This is a genomic window from Mesorhizobium sp. Primo-A (assembly GCF_003997175.1).
GTDB classification, from domain to species: Bacteria; Pseudomonadota; Alphaproteobacteria; order Rhizobiales; family Rhizobiaceae; genus Mesorhizobium; species Mesorhizobium ciceri.
Map to the genome: position 1 here is coordinate 378,451 of NZ_RZTG01000001.1, position 14,891 is coordinate 393,341.

Genomic DNA, 14,891 nt, shown 5'->3' on the forward strand with positions numbered 1-14,891 from the left:
GCTCCTTGCTCCGCCCGTGGATGACGAAACGATGGGTGTCGCCGCTAATCGTCAAGCCTGCCAGCCCTCGGCAAACCGTTGATTTGGCAGGCCTGGAAAAAAGTTGTCCAAGGTGGCACCTGACGGGTTGCCGGTTGCGCACAACGCCAGTATAAGCCGCTTCGTCTGAGCGCGCCCATCGTCTAGCGGTTAGGACACCGCCCTTTCACGGCGGTAACAGGGGTTCGATTCCCCTTGGGCGTACCAGAAAAATTTGCGTTTGGCGCAAACCTCCCTCCCAATGTCGGCAATTTCGCTTGGCTCTCTGCTGCTCTCTTCAACTGACGCGCAGTCTTCCGCGATCACACCATAGGCCAACGCGGCCACACGGGTCATAATCCTGCTACAAAGTGGTCGATTCCTAAGGGATGTAGCCGCTCCAAGAGCCCGCCGCAGGTCGCCCCCGTGGCGGGCTTTTTATTGCACGGTCGAGTTGGGCTTTCACGGCATTGCGACAACGGGGCGAAGCCCCGAGTGGCAAGTCCGTATTTATTTGCCTAGTTTGCGTGCGGGAGCCTACATGAGAACGGGTCGCGCGCCGCTCAAGACGACCCTCTTCAGCGCTTCAACCGGCATCCGACAGTGCAAAGTCAAAAGCCTGTTATGATCCACGGATTGGAGTCGTATCCGAGACGCGGCTCTGCCTTTGCCCCGCTATCTTCCGATTTGGCGGTTCCGGTGAAACCGCAGTCCAGATTTGCAACGGGCTTCTTGGTCGACGGTTTCGTGGAACACAAGGCGGCAGCGTCACTGACCGCCGCCTTCTTTTCCTTGGCAACAGCGACACCGGTCGCAGCGAAAACAACAGCCGCGCACAATACAGCCACTCTCATTGGAACCCCCACATTGCACCCGACAGATGGTCGAACATGACGTAACGTAATCTTAATATTAGCACTAACGAATATATTAGCTAGCCCCGTGCCATAAAAAGCAGGCCGAGTGCCAAGCTTGCGCCACGACCGCCAAACCGGTGCATTGGCAGAGCCCCGGCGCGCGAGGCTATCAGGCCACAGCCTAGCCGCTGCCAAGCAGCGGCACGGTAACGGTTGTCGCGTAGTTGATCGGGAAGGAACTGAAGTAGGGGAAGTCGATGACGAAGGCATAGGCGGCGGTCAGATGCGCCATGCGGAAGCCGCCGCTCACCGGGTCGATGGCGATCGTGACGTTCACGTCCTTGAACCCCAAGGCCTGCAATTTCTGCGTGGCGATCGATTGAATGTCGGCCTGGGTCAGCGTGTTCTTAAGCTGCAGCGAGCGCGCTGACGTCTCCAGCGTATAGCGAACACTGGAGACCGAGTGCATCGACCAGCCAAAGGCGAATATTCCGAACAGCAGCATGACAAGGAAGGGGGCGATCAGCGCGAACTCCAGCCCGGCCCCGCCCGATCGATCCCGCCGCAACGCGCTTACCCTAGCGGACACGGATCACCTCCTGGTGACCGATGACGGTGGGAGCGGCAAAGGCGCCGAAGGCAATTGGCGGCACCCAGGTGCCCGATGCCTGTATCTGGACATAGATCGACGGCACCTTGGGCCCACTGCACATGGTGGAAGCGTCGACCACGGTCGTCCCGCACATACGGATGTGGCTTAGCGTGACCTGGCCGTCTTCCGGCCGATTTTCCCAGCTCGCAATGGCAAGGGCCTGGGTCGCCGCATCATCGGTCGATCCGCTCATGACCAGGTTCGCGGCCGTCTTCACACCGGCGCGCATCGACAGTGAACTCGTTATGTAGGACCAGCCGTCCAGAATACCAAGCAGCACCAGGCACAGAATGGGCAGCACCATCGCGAACTCGACCGCCGCAACGCCCGAATCATCGCCGAGGATCGGCATCGACCGGCGCCCCACGGAGCTACTCGGACAGTGCCACGGACCGCGCGGCTGGAATGTTGGGCACTCCGAGGCTCGAGCAATCCTGATTGATGGTTGAATTACCGGACCATTGAATCGTATTTGCGACGACCCTGGTGCAGCCGCCATTGCCCGAGAAGTTGCCAAGATAGCTCACTTGCTGCTTGGGGAAATAGATGGCCCCGGTCAAAAGCGAGTCCGCTGTGCCGTTGAATGTGCTGGATGCACTCATGCCGGTCCTGTCGCCGTAGAACAGAACGCCTGAGTAGGTGCCCGAAGTCGCCGCGCTGAGCTTCACGGACGCATTGCCATTCATGCTGACGGTCGAGCTGCCGGACATGAAGATGGTCACCCCGGCGCCGGTGATGGCCGCGTTGGCGTTTATCTTGAGATTGCCCTGGACGACATAAACGCCGGGCGAAAGCGTGACGTTGCCCTTCAGGTTCATGCCGCTGCAATAGGTGCCTGGACCGAGCGTCGCCTTGTTGTCGTTCAGGCAGGGGGTCGCGGCCACCGGGGCCGGCAGGTCGACAAAGGGATCGCCGGCGGGCAGTGCCTGGGTGATCGGGGCCGCGCAGACGGTGGTGACGGGATTGCTGAGAGAGACACCGCCCGCCGATATCAGGCAATCGGCCTGCAGACCGGCCGCGCCCTGAAGCTTGATGGCGTCGGAGGCGATGGAATTGGACATGACCGAGCAGCCGGTGAGCTTAACGCTGGTGCTGCCGGAAAACAGCACCGCCTGCGACGCGGACGGATCGAGCGCGAGCATGCAAGCACTCGAGGCATCGGTAATGACGGCCACCGCCCTCGCCTGTTCGGGAACCTTTTCCTGTGTGAAGATCAGGGTGAACATCCGGTCGAGCTTCTGGCCGACGATCACCTCGACCGCTTTTTTCGCCGTATTCGGTCCGGACGCGGGCGGCGTATTGACGACGATCGTGCCCGAGCCCAGCCCGTTCGACGCCGCGGACTGGGTCGCAGCCGCGACGATCGTCGGCTTGTCGGAACCCGAAATCTGTTCGAGCGCTCCGGCATAGGCGGCTGCATCGGCCGTCGCCTGCAATCTCAGGCTGTTGTAGTACCAATAGGAGGTCTCGACGCCGAAGCCCGCAGCGCCGACAACGACCGGCAAGGTGAGGGCAAAAATGGTGGCGACATTTGCGCCCGTGCTCCGGCGCATGGCGTCCATTACAAGCCGAACACGGGTGAAGCTATTCAAGGCCATGGCTTAGATTAGAAAGCACGCATAAATGAACGAATGGCTAAAAAGTTCGGTGCATTTTTGAGCAGTGGTCCATTGGCTTCAAAAAAGAAGTGCTTCGCTGGCTGATCAACGCGCGAGCGCACTTCCTGGCAAGCGAGAAGGGCTAGGGCCAGCGGGAGGCGGCGAGAGAGAGCATCGATGTCCTAGAGCATCCGCCTGCGATAGGCAGCCATGGGTTCGCACCCGATCAGCGAACTTGCCGTCGAAGGCAGCAAACACCGATGTGTTGCTGCTCGCACTGTTGGAGAATGCAGTGGGAAGCCAAAGCTGTGCAGGATTTTCTTCAAGCGGAAAGAATCGGCATCGGCTCCGCAACCACCCCGGCCGACATCTCTCTTTGCACGGCTTGGAAAAACCTGCGCACTTCATCGCTGGCTGCTGTTCTGTCCCTGCCGGAGCCGACCACAAGATCGAGCAACTCCGACGCCTTGGCCCTCCAGAACGAGGTGGCGGTCTCGCCATGCAGGTTGCCGAGCTTGGCAGCAACCTCTCTGACCAAGAATACCTGACGGTCGATCGGGAATGCACGGATTTTTTCTGGGGACATCTTCCGAACCATGAGACTGACGCAACGAATCAACCATTGCCAACAAGCAATGGCGTAGCCGGGAAGGTGGAAACGGAAGCTTAACGGCGCTGACGTGGGTGCGGGGACGCAACGATACGCTCGCGACATCGCCTGTGCGTCAAACGCGCTTCATTGGTTGCAGTGGGGGGCAGGCGAAACGGCGGCGGCCCTTAGGCCTGGAGCGCCCTCGCCTCACCGCCGCGCTTGCGCGGCGTCATCATATCCCTGGCCATCAGTCCGCTGGCCCGGCAAAACGCCATGAACGCCCGGCAAGCATCCTCGGTCTTGACCACGTCTACCGTGGCCCCAAAGCAGGCGTTGAAGGCTTTCTGGTAGATCGGGCCCTGACGGCGCGCAGGCCAGTCCTGGAGAAAATCGAGCGCCTGTTCGACGCCGTAGATCTCCTCGACCGGCAGGCCGGGCGCGGGCGCTATGCGCACCGGCACCTCGAATTGCAGTCTGTCCATTTCCTGTCTCCCGAACTGGCGCCACCGCAGCAACGCCGTTCGTCGTCAAAAGTTGCTTTGACCGGCTTTTGGCCCAGAAATGTGTCGTCACTTGGGTCGCTGAACCGCCCATGCAAGGCGAATATCTCGAACTGTGCGGGTGCATCGGGCAGTTCTTCCTTGAACCTTTTGCCCTCAAGTGCCAAATCTGGGGAGATCTTCACGTCGGCTCTCTTGCAGGGCCCTACCCGCTACACGGACAAAATGGTCACCTATCTCGACGCTGCCACGGCCCCGCTCAGAAATACCGGCCAGATCCGCCTCTATGGCGAGGACGGCTTTGCCGGCATGCGCAAGGCATGCGATCTCACCGCGCGCTGCCTCGACGAGCTGGTGCCGATGGTCCAGCCCGGGGTCACCACCGAAGCAATAGACCGCTTCGTCTTCGAATTCGGCATGGACCACGGCGCGCTGCCGGCGACGCTCAACTATCGCGGCTACACGAAATCATCCTGCACCTCGATCAACCATGTCGTCTGCCATGGCATTCCCGACAACAAGCCGCTCAAGGATGGCGACATCGTCAACATCGACGTCACCTACATCCTCGACGGCTGGCACGGCGATTCTTCGCGCATGTATCCGGTCGGCACGATCAAGCGCGCCGCCGAGCGGCTGCTCGAAGTCACGCATGAATGCCTGATGCGCGGCATTGCGGCGGTCAGGCCGGGCGCCCGCACCGGCGCCATCGGCGCCGCCATCCAGACCTTTGCCGAAGGCGAGCGCTGCTCGGTGGTGCGCGACTTCTGCGGCCACGGCGTCGGCCAGTTGTTCCATGACGCGCCGAACATCCTGCATTACGGCAGCGCCAATGAAGGCGTCGAGATGCGGCCAGGCATGATCTTCACCATCGAGCCGATGATCAATCTGGGCAGGCCGCACGTGAAGGTTCTGTCGGATGGCTGGACCGCGGTAACGCGCGACCGCTCGCTGTCGGCGCAGTACGAGCACACGATCGGCGTGACCGACACAGGGTGCGAGATTTTCACGCTGTCGCCCAAAAAGCTCGATCGCCCCGGCCTGCCGGCTTAGAGCGCACCTTACCCGGCGGGAGGCCGTCTATGCCGACTGCACATCCGCGGCATTCGGCAGGTCGATGGTAACGACCAGTCCGCTGGGCTGGTTGTCCTCCAATTCGATCCTGCCGCCGTGCCCCTGGACGATGTCGGCAACGATCGAGAGGCCCAGACCGAAGCCATGCTTCGACGCAATGCCGCGCGACGCATCTTCCTTGAAGAATGGTTCGAAAACACGGGCACGTGCCGTCATCGGAATACCCGGCCCGTCGTCCCCTACCGTGATGCGCGCCGCCGTGCCGGTCGCCGTCAAGGCGACCGTGACATTGCCAGCGAATTTGACCCCGTTGTCGCAAAGATTGGCGATCGCACGCGCCAATGCATTGGGCTTGCACCAGCCCAGAAGCCGGTCCGGCCCGGAATATGAGACAGGAAATCCGACATCGGAGAATTCGGCGCAGACGGTTTGCAGAACGCTGGCAATATCGGCGCGCTGCAGCTTCTCCGTCGAAACATCGTTGCGCAGGTAGGTAAGGGTCTCATCGATCAAGATTTCGATGTGCTGGACATCGGACAGGATTGCGGTTCGGATTGGGCCATCATCCATGCGCTCGGCGCGAAGCCGCAGCCGCGTCAAAGGCGTGCGCAGATCATGACTGACGCTGCGCAACATGCGCGTGCGGTTTTCGATCATCGTGCGGATACGCGTCCTCATCCTGTTCAGGGCGCGCGCCAACCCCACCATTTCAATGGAGCCGTGTTCGACGAAGAGCTGGTCGCCATTCTCGATCTCGGCCGAACCGACTGCCGCCGAGATGCGCTTCAACGGATCCGTCACGGCCCAAACCGCAAACAGCCAGATCAGCACGGGCAAGGCAACGAAAGCCATGAACCTGTAGAACGAGGCACGGACGAGGCCCGATGTCAGCCAGGAATCGGGCATGCCGAAATGGGCCAGGACGTCCTGCTGGTCGAGGTCGATGACAAACGCGTATCGGCCGCCGATCCTTATCCAGCGTCCCTCAACCGTCCCCCTGTCGATACGCAAAAGCCATTCGACACTTCGCCATTGCAGATAGGACTGGGGAATGCCGGTTATCCGGTCCTTGGGCAATATCTCGAAATCAAAGCCGGCCCGCTTTGCTGTCGCCAGAATTGCGCCACGCGCCTGCGCCGGCGTTTCTTGCAACAAGGCAGCAACAACGGCCGCACGCCCGGCGTTATCTTCCGCGGCGGGAAGATCGGCGTTCTCTATGAAACTCTCGACGACCGAACCGACGAACATGATCACGATCACCGCGATGAAAATGATTGCCACAAACTGCCCACGCACGGACTGTGGCAAGAAACGGCGGATGAAATCCCTTATGCTTCCTCCACCGTCGCGGTGAAGATGTAGCCACCCAACCGAACGGTCCTCAAAAGCACCGGATCGCGCGCATCCTTTTCGATCTTCCTGCGGATTCGACTGATATGGACATCGACGCTACGCTCGATCGGCCCCGCGAGCCCGGCATGGGTTACGCCCAGAAGTTCCTCACGAGAGAGAACCCGGCCTGCATTGCGACAAAACGCAAGCAACAGGTCGAATTCATGCGTCGTGGTCGTCACCCGCGCATTGTTGGGGTCATGCAATTGCCGGCGTATGGGATCAAGGCGCCAGCCGTTGAAACGAAGTACCTTCGACCAGTCCCGCTCGTCGGGATCATAGGCTGTACGGCGCAGCAGCGCCCGTATCCTGGCCGTCAGTTCACGCGCGCTGAACGGTTTCGTCACATAGTCGTCCGCGCCGATTTCCAGCCCGAAGATGCGGTCGATTTCCTCGCCGAGCGCGGTCAGCATCAGGATCGGAATGTTGGTTGCGGCACGAAGGCGGCGGCAGATGTTGAGACCGTTTTCGCCCGGCAACATGACATCGAGCACGATGAGATCGAATTTCTGGGTGCGAAGCGCGGCATTCATCTGGACGCCGCTCTCGGCAATTTCCACAGTCATGCCGTTGTCGGTGAGCGTGTCGCCCAGCATGCGTGCGATCTCCAGATCGTCTTCGACAATGAGGATGCGCGAACCTTGCCTTGCCGACCTGGATTCGGCGCTCAAATCGCTTTGGTGCCGTTGCTGTGCCATTCCGGAGCTTGTCCAGCTTGCATTTGGTGCCCTGGGTAGGCGTCAGAACCGATATCCGACGAGAAGCATCCCTGAAGGCTGGATCTTTTCGACGACGACGGGGCTGTCGGCAGCGTCACCCAAGAGAACGCCGACCCCCGCTTCGCCGCGCACCATCCAGTTCTCGTCGAGCATATATGTGGCGGAAATCGAAAAATCGGCGCGCTTCAAACCGGCGCCGGCATCATAGCGCGCCAGCCCCGAGCGAGCCGATTGCTCGGGCGTGACACCAAAATAGGCCTGCATGTAATTTTCGTCGGCGAACACGGCGGACGCGCTGGCGCCGATCATCAACGATTGAGACAGAGGCCGGGTCACCTCGATCCCCACCCTGCCCTCCAGGCCATCGCTGCCGCCGATGGTCTTGTCCAGCTGCGCGAATATTTCGGCCGGACCGAACTTCGCCGCTGCCTTCACGCCGACCGTCGCGCCCATGTCGACATCCCCCAAGCCGCGCAGATGGTCGGAGTCGTCTTCCTTGCGGCCCATCTCATAGCCAAGCCGCGCGCTGAAGGCGAACGGTCCTTGTTCATAAACGGCGATGTTGGCACCAGTCGGATCGATCGTCACCGTGTCGAGGAATGTCGCCGTGACGAAAGGCACCGGCATGATCTTGAACTCATTGCTGCCCTCGTATTTGGGGACGATGATGGCGCCGCCGCCGAGCACGACGTGCCAGTCGGACAGTTTCTGTTCGAAGCGCCCGAAACGGGAAGGCTCGGGCGGCAGGGTAAAATCATCGGAATTCACCGCAATGGCGTCTGCCGCCAGCGCGCCGTCCGAATGGGCTGAAAGCAGGATTGCCATGACCGCAAGAGATGCCCGGCCGGCAAATAGTCCAGAGTCAATTTTGGCGAACATGCGTGCTCCAGTATAGCGAGGCAAAGAGCCTCCGATGGCGTCACCATGTCAGGTGAAAGTGGCCGCATGCGTTAAGTGATGTTAAGTTTTGTTGCGCAATCGTGGTTTCATCTTGCCGTATAGGGAGGCCCTAGGCTGACAGTGGGCTGCCACGATCTGCCGTGGATCGTCTCGCGATCGGAGAACGGAACTGTTTCAATCCAGGCCAGAACAGCTCTAATGTCTGTGCCGGAGCAATGTGGGCGGGGTATGGGGAACACAAGCGACGATGACGAGCGGAGTTTCTTCTCCGAAGCGCCGATGCGGCCTGCTGCGAAAGCCAAGGCGACGCTCGACGAAAAGCCGCATTACCTCGGCCATCGCGACCGCTTGCGCGAGCGCTTTGCCCTGGCGGGTCCGGACGCCCTGCCCGATTACGAACTTCTGGAACTTCTGCTCTTTCGCCTGATCCCTCGTGCCGACACCAAACCGGCGGCCAAGGCGCTGCTGGCACGCTTCGGCACGCTGGCCGAAGTGCTTGGCGCCCCGGTGGGCCTGCTGCAGGAGGTCAAGGGCATCGGCCCTGCGGTGGCACTCGACCTGAAAATCCTCGCCGCAACGGCGCAGCGCATGGCACGCGGCGAGGTCCACGGCCGCGAGATCCTCTCGTCCTGGCAGCAGCTCCTCGACTATTGCCGCTCAGCAATGGCCTTCGAGGCGCGCGAGCAGTTCCGCATCCTGTTCCTCGACAAGAAGAACGCGCTGATCGCCGACGAGGTGCAGCAGACGGGTACTGTCGACCACACGCCTGTCTACCCGCGAGAAGTGATCAAGCGGGCGCTCGAACTCTCGGCGACTGCCATTATCCTGGTCCACAATCACCCGTCAGGCGACCCGACGCCATCGCGCGCCGACATCGAGATGACGAAGGAGATCATCGACGCGGGCAAGCGGCTGGGCATCGCGGTGCACGACCACATCATCATCGGGCGGAAGGGATATGCCAGCATGAAGGGCCTGCTGCTGATCTGAGGTGGCAGGGCCGGCGCCAACGCCGATCGACCCCGACCACACGATCCCAGAGATCGGGGCGGGCGAAACCGGCTAGAACAAGCGACTGGCGGAATCAGGAGAGCACGATCATGGCGAAGACAAAAGTCCTTCTTGTCGGCGAAAGCTGGGTGAGTTCGGCGACCCACTACAAGGGGTTCGACCAGTTCGGCAGCGTCACCTTCCATCTCGGGGCAACGCCCCTGGTCGACGCCTTGAAGGACAGCGAATTCGATCTCGACTACATGCCCGCTCATGAGGCCGTCGAGAAGCTGCCTTTCACCATGGAAGGGCTGTCGCAATACAGGACGATCATCCTGTCCGACATTGGCGCAAACTCGCTGCTGCTTCATCCCGATGTCTGGCTGCACGGCAAGACAGTGCCGAACCGGCTCAAGCTCCTGCGCGACTGGACGCTGGCCGGCGGCGGCCTGATCATGATCGGCGGTTAATTAGGCTTCCAAGGCATGGACGGCAAGGCGCGCTGGCATCGCACGGCGGTCGAGGAGGCGCTGCCGGTGACCTGCCTTCCCAATGATGACCGCCTCGAAATTCCGGAGGGCTTTCGTCCCGAGATCACTGGCTCAAGAGACCATCCGCTTTTTGCCGGCATTGAGGGCGAATGGCCGCTGCTGCTCGGCGCCAACGAGGTCGTCGCCCGCGATCGCGACGATGTCGAGGTTCTGGCGCGGCTGCCGCAGGACCAGGGCGGCCATCCCCTGCTGGTCACCGGGCGTCACGGCGAAGGGCGCACGCTGGTCTGGACGTCGGACATCGGACCGCACTGGCTGCCGAACAGTTTTGTCGAATGGCCCGGCTATGCGCGGCTTTGGACCAACGTGCTCCGCTGGGTCAGCAACGCCGTTTGATGATGTCGCCCCAAAGTGCGTTTTTGAGGCAACGACATGTATGAGAACAAAGGTTTGAAGCCGATCAGCATCACCGGGAACGGCGAGCTCGGCCGTTGCCGCCTTCGCCTCACGGTCGTTCACGGCGGATCGGTGTTGCAGTTTCCGGCAACCTGGCTGACCGCTTCGCCGAACCCGGCGAGGTCGAAATCGGCCTCGCCGCGCCCCGCCAGCAGCCCGAACCGCCACGAAAGCTGGAGCCGGTTCGCGGCGACAAGGCGCCTGATGCCATCGGCGCCATCGCGCACCAGCATCCGGCCGCGCGGCCCGACCGACCAGCTTTCGTCGAACTTGCTCTCCTGATCGACCGTAATCGACATGGTGATCTTGCGGCTGGCCGAAACAGCGTCGTTCAGTTGCAGCCATTCAGTCCAATGCGGCTCGCCGTTTGCCCGGCAGGCAATCGTCAGGATCGGGCTGTAGCTCAAGGCACCGCCGCCGGTGATCAGCTTGTTGGTGGCGTAGAGCGAGGCCGTCACGAGGCCGTCTTCACTCGTGCCGAAGCGCCAGTTGTCAGGCACCGTGCCGGCCTGGGCAATGCCGCAGACCGAGATAAGGATCAGCGCGATTGCCGAAGCGTGTCCCAATTCGACGAACAGTCTCAACACGCCCTCCAACAACCAAGCGGCTTGCAATAGAAGCGCAGATAATGATCAAAGCTTGGTCGCCACAGGCCGTCGCTCGCGAAGCATGGCGGCTGTTGCAGTTTGGCAACGAAAAAGGCCGCCTCGAGGGCGGCCTTCCTGTTTCAGCGGAGCGCTGGTGTTATTCGGCGGCCTTCTTCTTCGGCGCGGCCTTCTTCTTGGGCTCTTCCGCGTCGTCGGCCGTCTTGGCGTCGGCCTTCTTGGCGGCGGCTTTCTTCGCCGGCTTCGCCTTGACGGCGGTCTCGTCCTCTTCGTCGTCGGCCATCAGCTCTTCCTTGCTGACCTTGACGTCGGTGACCGAAATCTGACCGAGCAGATGGTCGACCACCTTTTCCTCGAACATCGGCGCCCGCAGCGTGTTCAACGCTTCCGGGTTGTTGCGGTAGAACTCGAAGACTTCCTGCTGCTGGTTTCCTGGATAGCGCCGCACCTGCTCGAACAGGCCGCGCTGCAGCTCTTCGTCCGATACGGTCACGCCGGCCTTCTCGCCGATTTCAGCCAGCACCAGCCCGAGGCGCACGCGGCGCTCGGCAAGCCGCAGATACTCGGCGCGCGCCTCTTCTTCCGTCGTCTCTTCGTCGGCGAAGGTGCGTCCGGCTGCTTCCAGATCACGATTGACCTGCGCCCAGATGTTGTTGAACTCGGCGTCGACGAGCTTCGACGGCGCCTCGAACGAATAAGCCGCGTCGAGCTGGTCGAGCAGCTGGCGCTTGACCTTCTGGCGCGTCATGGCGCCGAACTGGTTCTCGATCTGGCCGCGCACGACGTCGCGCAGGCGCTCCAGCGACTCCAGGCCGAGGTTCTTGGCGGTCTCGTCGTTGATTTCCAGCGCGCCGGGCTGGGACACTTCCTTGACCGTGACATCGAAGGTCGCTTCCTTGCCGGCCAGATGCGCCGCCTGGTAGTTTTCCGGGAAAGTCACGGTGACCTGCTTTTCGTCGCCGGCCTTGGCGCCGACAAGCTGATCCTCGAAGCCGGGGATGAATTCCTTCGAGCCTAGCACCAGCGGCTGATCGGTGCCGGCGCCGCCATTGAAGGCCTCGCCGTCGATCTTGCCGACATAGTCGATGGTGACACGGTCGCCATTGGCGGCCTTGCCGGTCTTCGGCTCGTAGCTGCGCGCCGATTCGGCAACGCGCTGGACCTGCTCGTCGATCTCGGCATCAGGCACGTCGAACACCTGGCGCGTCACCTTGATGTCGGAAAAGTCCTTGATCTCGATCGCCGGGATGATCTCGTAGTTGAGGCGGAATTCGAAGTCGGCGCCGCCGGCCAGGATCTTCTCGGCTTCCTTCTCGTCCTCGGTCATGATGACTTCAGGCTGCATGGCAGCCTTTTCACCACGCCCGGTAATGATCGAACGAGTCGAATCGTTGAGGATTTCGTTGACCACTTCGGCCATGAACGACTTGCCGTAGACCTTGCGCAGGTGCTGCACCGGCACCTTGCCTGGACGGAAGCCGTTGATGCGGACCTTGTTGCGGGCATCCGAAAGCCGCGCCATCAGCTTGGCTTCCATGTCACCGGCCGGCACGGTGATCTTGATCTCTCGCTTGAGACCGGAGTTGAGCGTTTCGGTGACCTGCATCGTAAAACCTTTGTTTTCACCAATGAGACTGCCACGGCCTCTGCCGTTCACAGCCTGCCGGTATATTCTTGCCGGGAATGGCTTTTGGTACGGAACCTGGCGATTTGACCGAAAACCCGGCTCAAACTCTCCCAAACTGCGTTCCAAAATGTGAATAAGTTCTTGTTTTTCCTACTTCTTATCACATTCTGCAGAAGCGGATCGTCGCGTCCCGTCACATTTGACACGCCTTTTGTCACAGGCGAGGCCAATTTTCAACAGTCTTCGCATCCCAGCGATAACCAGCATTCGGGGCCTGCCCCACATCTTGTCGCTGGGCCACATCTTGTCTCTGACATTGACAGAATGATGGCCACATGGGATTGCCGGTCCATGCGGATGTGGCGGAACTGGTAGACGCCCTGGATTTAGGTTCCAGTGCCGAAAGGCGTGGGGGTTCGAGTCCCTTCATCCGCACCACCCTTCGAGCTTCGGGTGGCGGGCCACCCGAAAGTCCTGGCGAAGGAGGACCGGCGCCTTTCAGGCAGGCATCGGATTGAGCTTCAGATGCTGGATCAGGATGATGGTCTTGGCGTCGACGATACGGCCATCGGCGATGCCGGCCAGCGCCTCGTCGAGCGGCATTTCCAGAACCTCGATGTCCTCGCCCTCTTCTTGCGCGCCGCCGCCGGCCGAGATGCGGTCGGCGGGTGAATAGCGGCCGATGAAAAACCAGAGCCGTTCGGTGACGCTGCCGGGGCTCATATAGGGCGAAAACAGCCGCTCGATATCCTTCAAGCGATAACCCAGCTCTTCCTCGGCTTCCTTGCGGATGGCGGTCTCCGGATCGTTTTCGTCCAACAGACCGGCACAGGCCTCGATCAGCGGCTCGCGGTGGCCGGTGACGTAAGCGGGATAGCGGAACTGGCGCACCAGAAGCACGGTCGAACGCAAGGGGTCGTAAGGCAGGATCACCGCACCATCGCCGCGATCATAGGTCTGGCGGATTTGCGTCTCCCACTGACCGTCGCGCCGGCGGTAGTCGAGGACGGTCTTCTTCAGGATGGCCCAGTCGTCGGAGAGGATTTCCTCCGAACGGACGCGAATACGATCTTCCATCCCGGTCTCCATGCTAAAGCGCGTCGCACTTCATGCTCCTGTTTATGCCTGTCGTTCTCCCAAAACCGGAGCCACTTTTGGGAGACATGCCTGGCCGAGGCGTAGCCGCGAACCGGCATTTCGGCAATCCCGCCCGTGATTGGTCCAGAAGCCCTTTCACCGCCTCGTGTCTGGCGCAGGCGCCATCGGTCGCCTAAATAGCTGCGAACCCTCCCGGAGTTTCTCATGACAGCGTCGCTTTTCCAGTCGATCACTCTCGACGGCCTCACCTTCCCCAACCGCATCGCCGTCGCGCCGATGTGCCAGTATTCCGCCGAGGACGGCTCGGCCAGCGACTGGCATCTCCATCACTGGATGAACCTCGCAATGTCCGGCGCCGGCATGGTCACGGTCGAGATGACCGATGTCGAGCGGCGCGGGCGTATCACCCATGGCTGCCTCGGCCTTTACTCTGAAGACAATGAAGCGGCCGCCCGCCGCGCGCTGGACGCTGCACGACGCGTCGCCGCACCCGGCACGAAATTCGGCTCCCAACTGGCCCATGCCGGCCGCAAGGCTTCGAACCGCAAGCCGTGGGAGGGCGGCGGGCCACTGAAGCCAAACGAGGATCCCTGGCAGACCGTCTCCGCCTCGGCCATCCCCTACGACACCGGCTGGAACGTGCCGCACGCTCTGGAGGACGAGGAGATCCTACAGCTGATCGAGCGCTTCGCCGAGGCGGCAAGGCGAGCCGAACGCGCCGGCTTCGATTTCCTCGAACTGCACGCCGCGCATGGCTATTTGATCTTCCAGTTCCTGTCGCCCTTGTCCAACCAGCGCACGGACCGCTGGGGTGGCGCGCTGGAAAACCGCATGCGTTTTGCCGTCGAAATCACCAAGGCGGTGCGCAAGGCGGTGCCAAAGCTGATGCTCGGCGCAAGGCTGTCCGTGAAGGATTGGGTCGACGGCGGCTTCGACGTGGCGGACGCGATCGAAGTGGCCAAAGCGCTGAAGGACGAGGGCGTTGCCTATCTCTGCTGTTCGAGCGGCGGCAATTCGCCGTTGCAGAAATTGCCCACCGGCCCCGGCTATCAGGTGCATCTGGCGGAGGCGGTGCGCAAGGGCGCTGATATTCCGACCCGCGCCGTCGGCCTGATCGACGACCCCAAGCAGGCCGAAGCGATCGTCACCGAGGGCCGCGCCGACATGGTGGCGCTGGCGCGGGCCTTCCTGGCTGATCCGCGCTGGGGGTGGCGTGCGGCGGCGACATTCAGCGAGACAATCCACCCGGCGCCACAACTTGCCCGTTCGGTGACCACGATGCAGCATTGGATGAAGGCGGCGGGCTGAACGGTTCGCGCTCC

At 61.6% G+C, this 14,891-nt stretch carries 15 protein-coding genes, 2 tRNA genes and 1 pseudogene; 7 read left to right on the forward strand and 11 right to left on the reverse strand.

Annotation, left to right across the window (positions count from 1 at the left end; all coding sequences use genetic code 11):
• Positions 1-171: 171 nt before the first annotated feature.
• A tRNA-Glu gene (locus EOC83_RS01715) sits at positions 172-246 on the forward strand.
• A gap of 810 nt (positions 247-1,056) precedes the next feature.
• Here the strand turns inward: EOC83_RS01715 and EOC83_RS01725 are convergent.
• The 5 genes from EOC83_RS01725 to EOC83_RS01745 all read right to left on the reverse strand — a co-directional run bounded on the left by EOC83_RS01725 (position 1,057) and on the right by EOC83_RS01745 (position 4,199).
• On the reverse strand, positions 1,057-1,464 hold the full coding sequence (locus tag EOC83_RS01725) for a TadE/TadG family type IV pilus assembly protein (protein WP_013531997.1): 408 nt from the start codon (positions 1,462-1,464) through the stop codon (positions 1,057-1,059).
• Positions 1,454-1,879: a TadE/TadG family type IV pilus assembly protein gene (locus EOC83_RS01730; RefSeq protein ID WP_032808908.1), complete on the reverse strand. Its 426-nt coding sequence runs from the start codon at positions 1,877-1,879 to the stop codon at positions 1,454-1,456. Before EOC83_RS01730 ends, EOC83_RS01725 begins: the two co-directional genes overlap by 11 nt.
• A gap of 19 nt (positions 1,880-1,898) precedes the next feature.
• Entirely contained in the window at positions 1,899-3,125 is a 1,227-nt protein-coding gene (locus EOC83_RS01735) for a pilus assembly protein TadG-related protein (protein ID WP_063167868.1), read from the reverse strand.
• 322 nt (positions 3,126-3,447) lie between these two features.
• On the reverse strand, positions 3,448-3,711 hold the full coding sequence (locus EOC83_RS01740; protein WP_013532000.1) for a DUF6074 family protein: 264 nt from the start codon (positions 3,709-3,711) through the stop codon (positions 3,448-3,450).
• Between the two features lie 191 nt (positions 3,712-3,902).
• Positions 3,903-4,199 carry a DUF982 domain-containing protein gene (locus tag EOC83_RS01745; RefSeq protein ID WP_013532001.1) on the reverse strand — a complete coding sequence of 99 codons (297 nt, stop codon included), beginning with the start codon at positions 4,197-4,199 and terminating at the stop codon, positions 3,903-3,905.
• A gap of 243 nt (positions 4,200-4,442) precedes the next feature.
• On the opposite strand from EOC83_RS01745, the gene map reads away from it, so the two are divergent.
• Entirely contained in the window at positions 4,443-5,270 is an 828-nt protein-coding gene (map, locus tag EOC83_RS01750) for a type I methionyl aminopeptidase (protein WP_013532002.1), read from the forward strand.
• 27 nt (positions 5,271-5,297) lie between these two features.
• On the opposite strand, the gene EOC83_RS01755 is transcribed toward map, so the two are convergent.
• Positions 5,298-6,197, reverse strand: a complete 900-nt coding sequence (locus EOC83_RS01755; protein WP_245441330.1) for a HAMP domain-containing sensor histidine kinase — start codon at positions 6,195-6,197, stop codon at positions 5,298-5,300.
• Positions 6,198-6,203: 6 nt separating this feature from the next.
• Between EOC83_RS01755 and EOC83_RS33135 the strand changes: the two genes are divergently transcribed.
• The gene (locus EOC83_RS33135; protein WP_245441331.1) at positions 6,204-6,653 is read left to right on the forward strand and encodes a hypothetical protein; all 450 of its coding nucleotides are present in this window, start codon (positions 6,204-6,206) and stop codon (positions 6,651-6,653) included.
• Here the strand turns inward: EOC83_RS33135 and EOC83_RS01760 are convergent.
• On the reverse strand, positions 6,620-7,381 hold the full coding sequence (locus EOC83_RS01760; RefSeq protein ID WP_063167867.1) for a response regulator transcription factor: 762 nt from the start codon (positions 7,379-7,381) through the stop codon (positions 6,620-6,622). The genes EOC83_RS33135 and EOC83_RS01760 overlap by 34 nt on opposite strands.
• 42 nt (positions 7,382-7,423) lie before the next feature.
• On the reverse strand, positions 7,424-8,281 hold the full coding sequence (locus EOC83_RS01765) for a MipA/OmpV family protein (protein ID WP_013532005.1): 858 nt from the start codon (positions 8,279-8,281) through the stop codon (positions 7,424-7,426).
• A gap of 249 nt (positions 8,282-8,530) precedes the next feature.
• Here EOC83_RS01765 and radC point away from each other — a divergent pair, with 249 nt between their 5' ends.
• Positions 8,531-9,292 carry a DNA repair protein RadC gene (radC, locus tag EOC83_RS01770; protein WP_013532006.1) on the forward strand — a complete coding sequence of 254 codons (762 nt, stop codon included), beginning with the start codon at positions 8,531-8,533 and terminating at the stop codon, positions 9,290-9,292.
• 110 nt (positions 9,293-9,402) lie between these two features.
• Positions 9,403-10,179, forward strand: a pseudogene (locus EOC83_RS01775) (glutamine amidotransferase).
• A gap of 119 nt (positions 10,180-10,298) precedes the next feature.
• On the opposite strand, the gene EOC83_RS01780 reads toward EOC83_RS01775, so the two are convergent.
• Entirely contained in the window at positions 10,299-10,823 is a 525-nt protein-coding gene (locus EOC83_RS01780; protein WP_013532008.1) for a hypothetical protein, read from the reverse strand.
• 160 nt (positions 10,824-10,983) lie between these two features.
• Complete coding sequence (gene tig, locus EOC83_RS01785) at positions 10,984-12,450, reverse strand: trigger factor (protein ID WP_013532009.1); 1,467 nt, start codon at positions 12,448-12,450, stop codon at positions 10,984-10,986.
• A 374-nt stretch (positions 12,451-12,824) separates the two neighbouring features.
• Here tig and EOC83_RS01790 point away from each other — a divergent pair.
• Positions 12,825-12,909 (forward strand) — tRNA-Leu (locus EOC83_RS01790).
• 60 nt (positions 12,910-12,969) lie between these two features.
• Here the strand turns inward: EOC83_RS01790 and EOC83_RS01795 are convergent.
• Complete coding sequence (locus EOC83_RS01795) at positions 12,970-13,548, reverse strand: NUDIX domain-containing protein (RefSeq protein ID WP_024504405.1); 579 nt, start codon at positions 13,546-13,548, stop codon at positions 12,970-12,972.
• 225 nt (positions 13,549-13,773) lie between these two features.
• Between EOC83_RS01795 and EOC83_RS01800 the strand changes: the two genes are divergently transcribed.
• On the forward strand, positions 13,774-14,877 hold the full coding sequence (locus EOC83_RS01800; RefSeq protein WP_024504404.1) for an NADH:flavin oxidoreductase/NADH oxidase: 1,104 nt from the start codon (positions 13,774-13,776) through the stop codon (positions 14,875-14,877).
• The last annotated feature ends 14 nt before the right edge of the window (positions 14,878-14,891 follow it).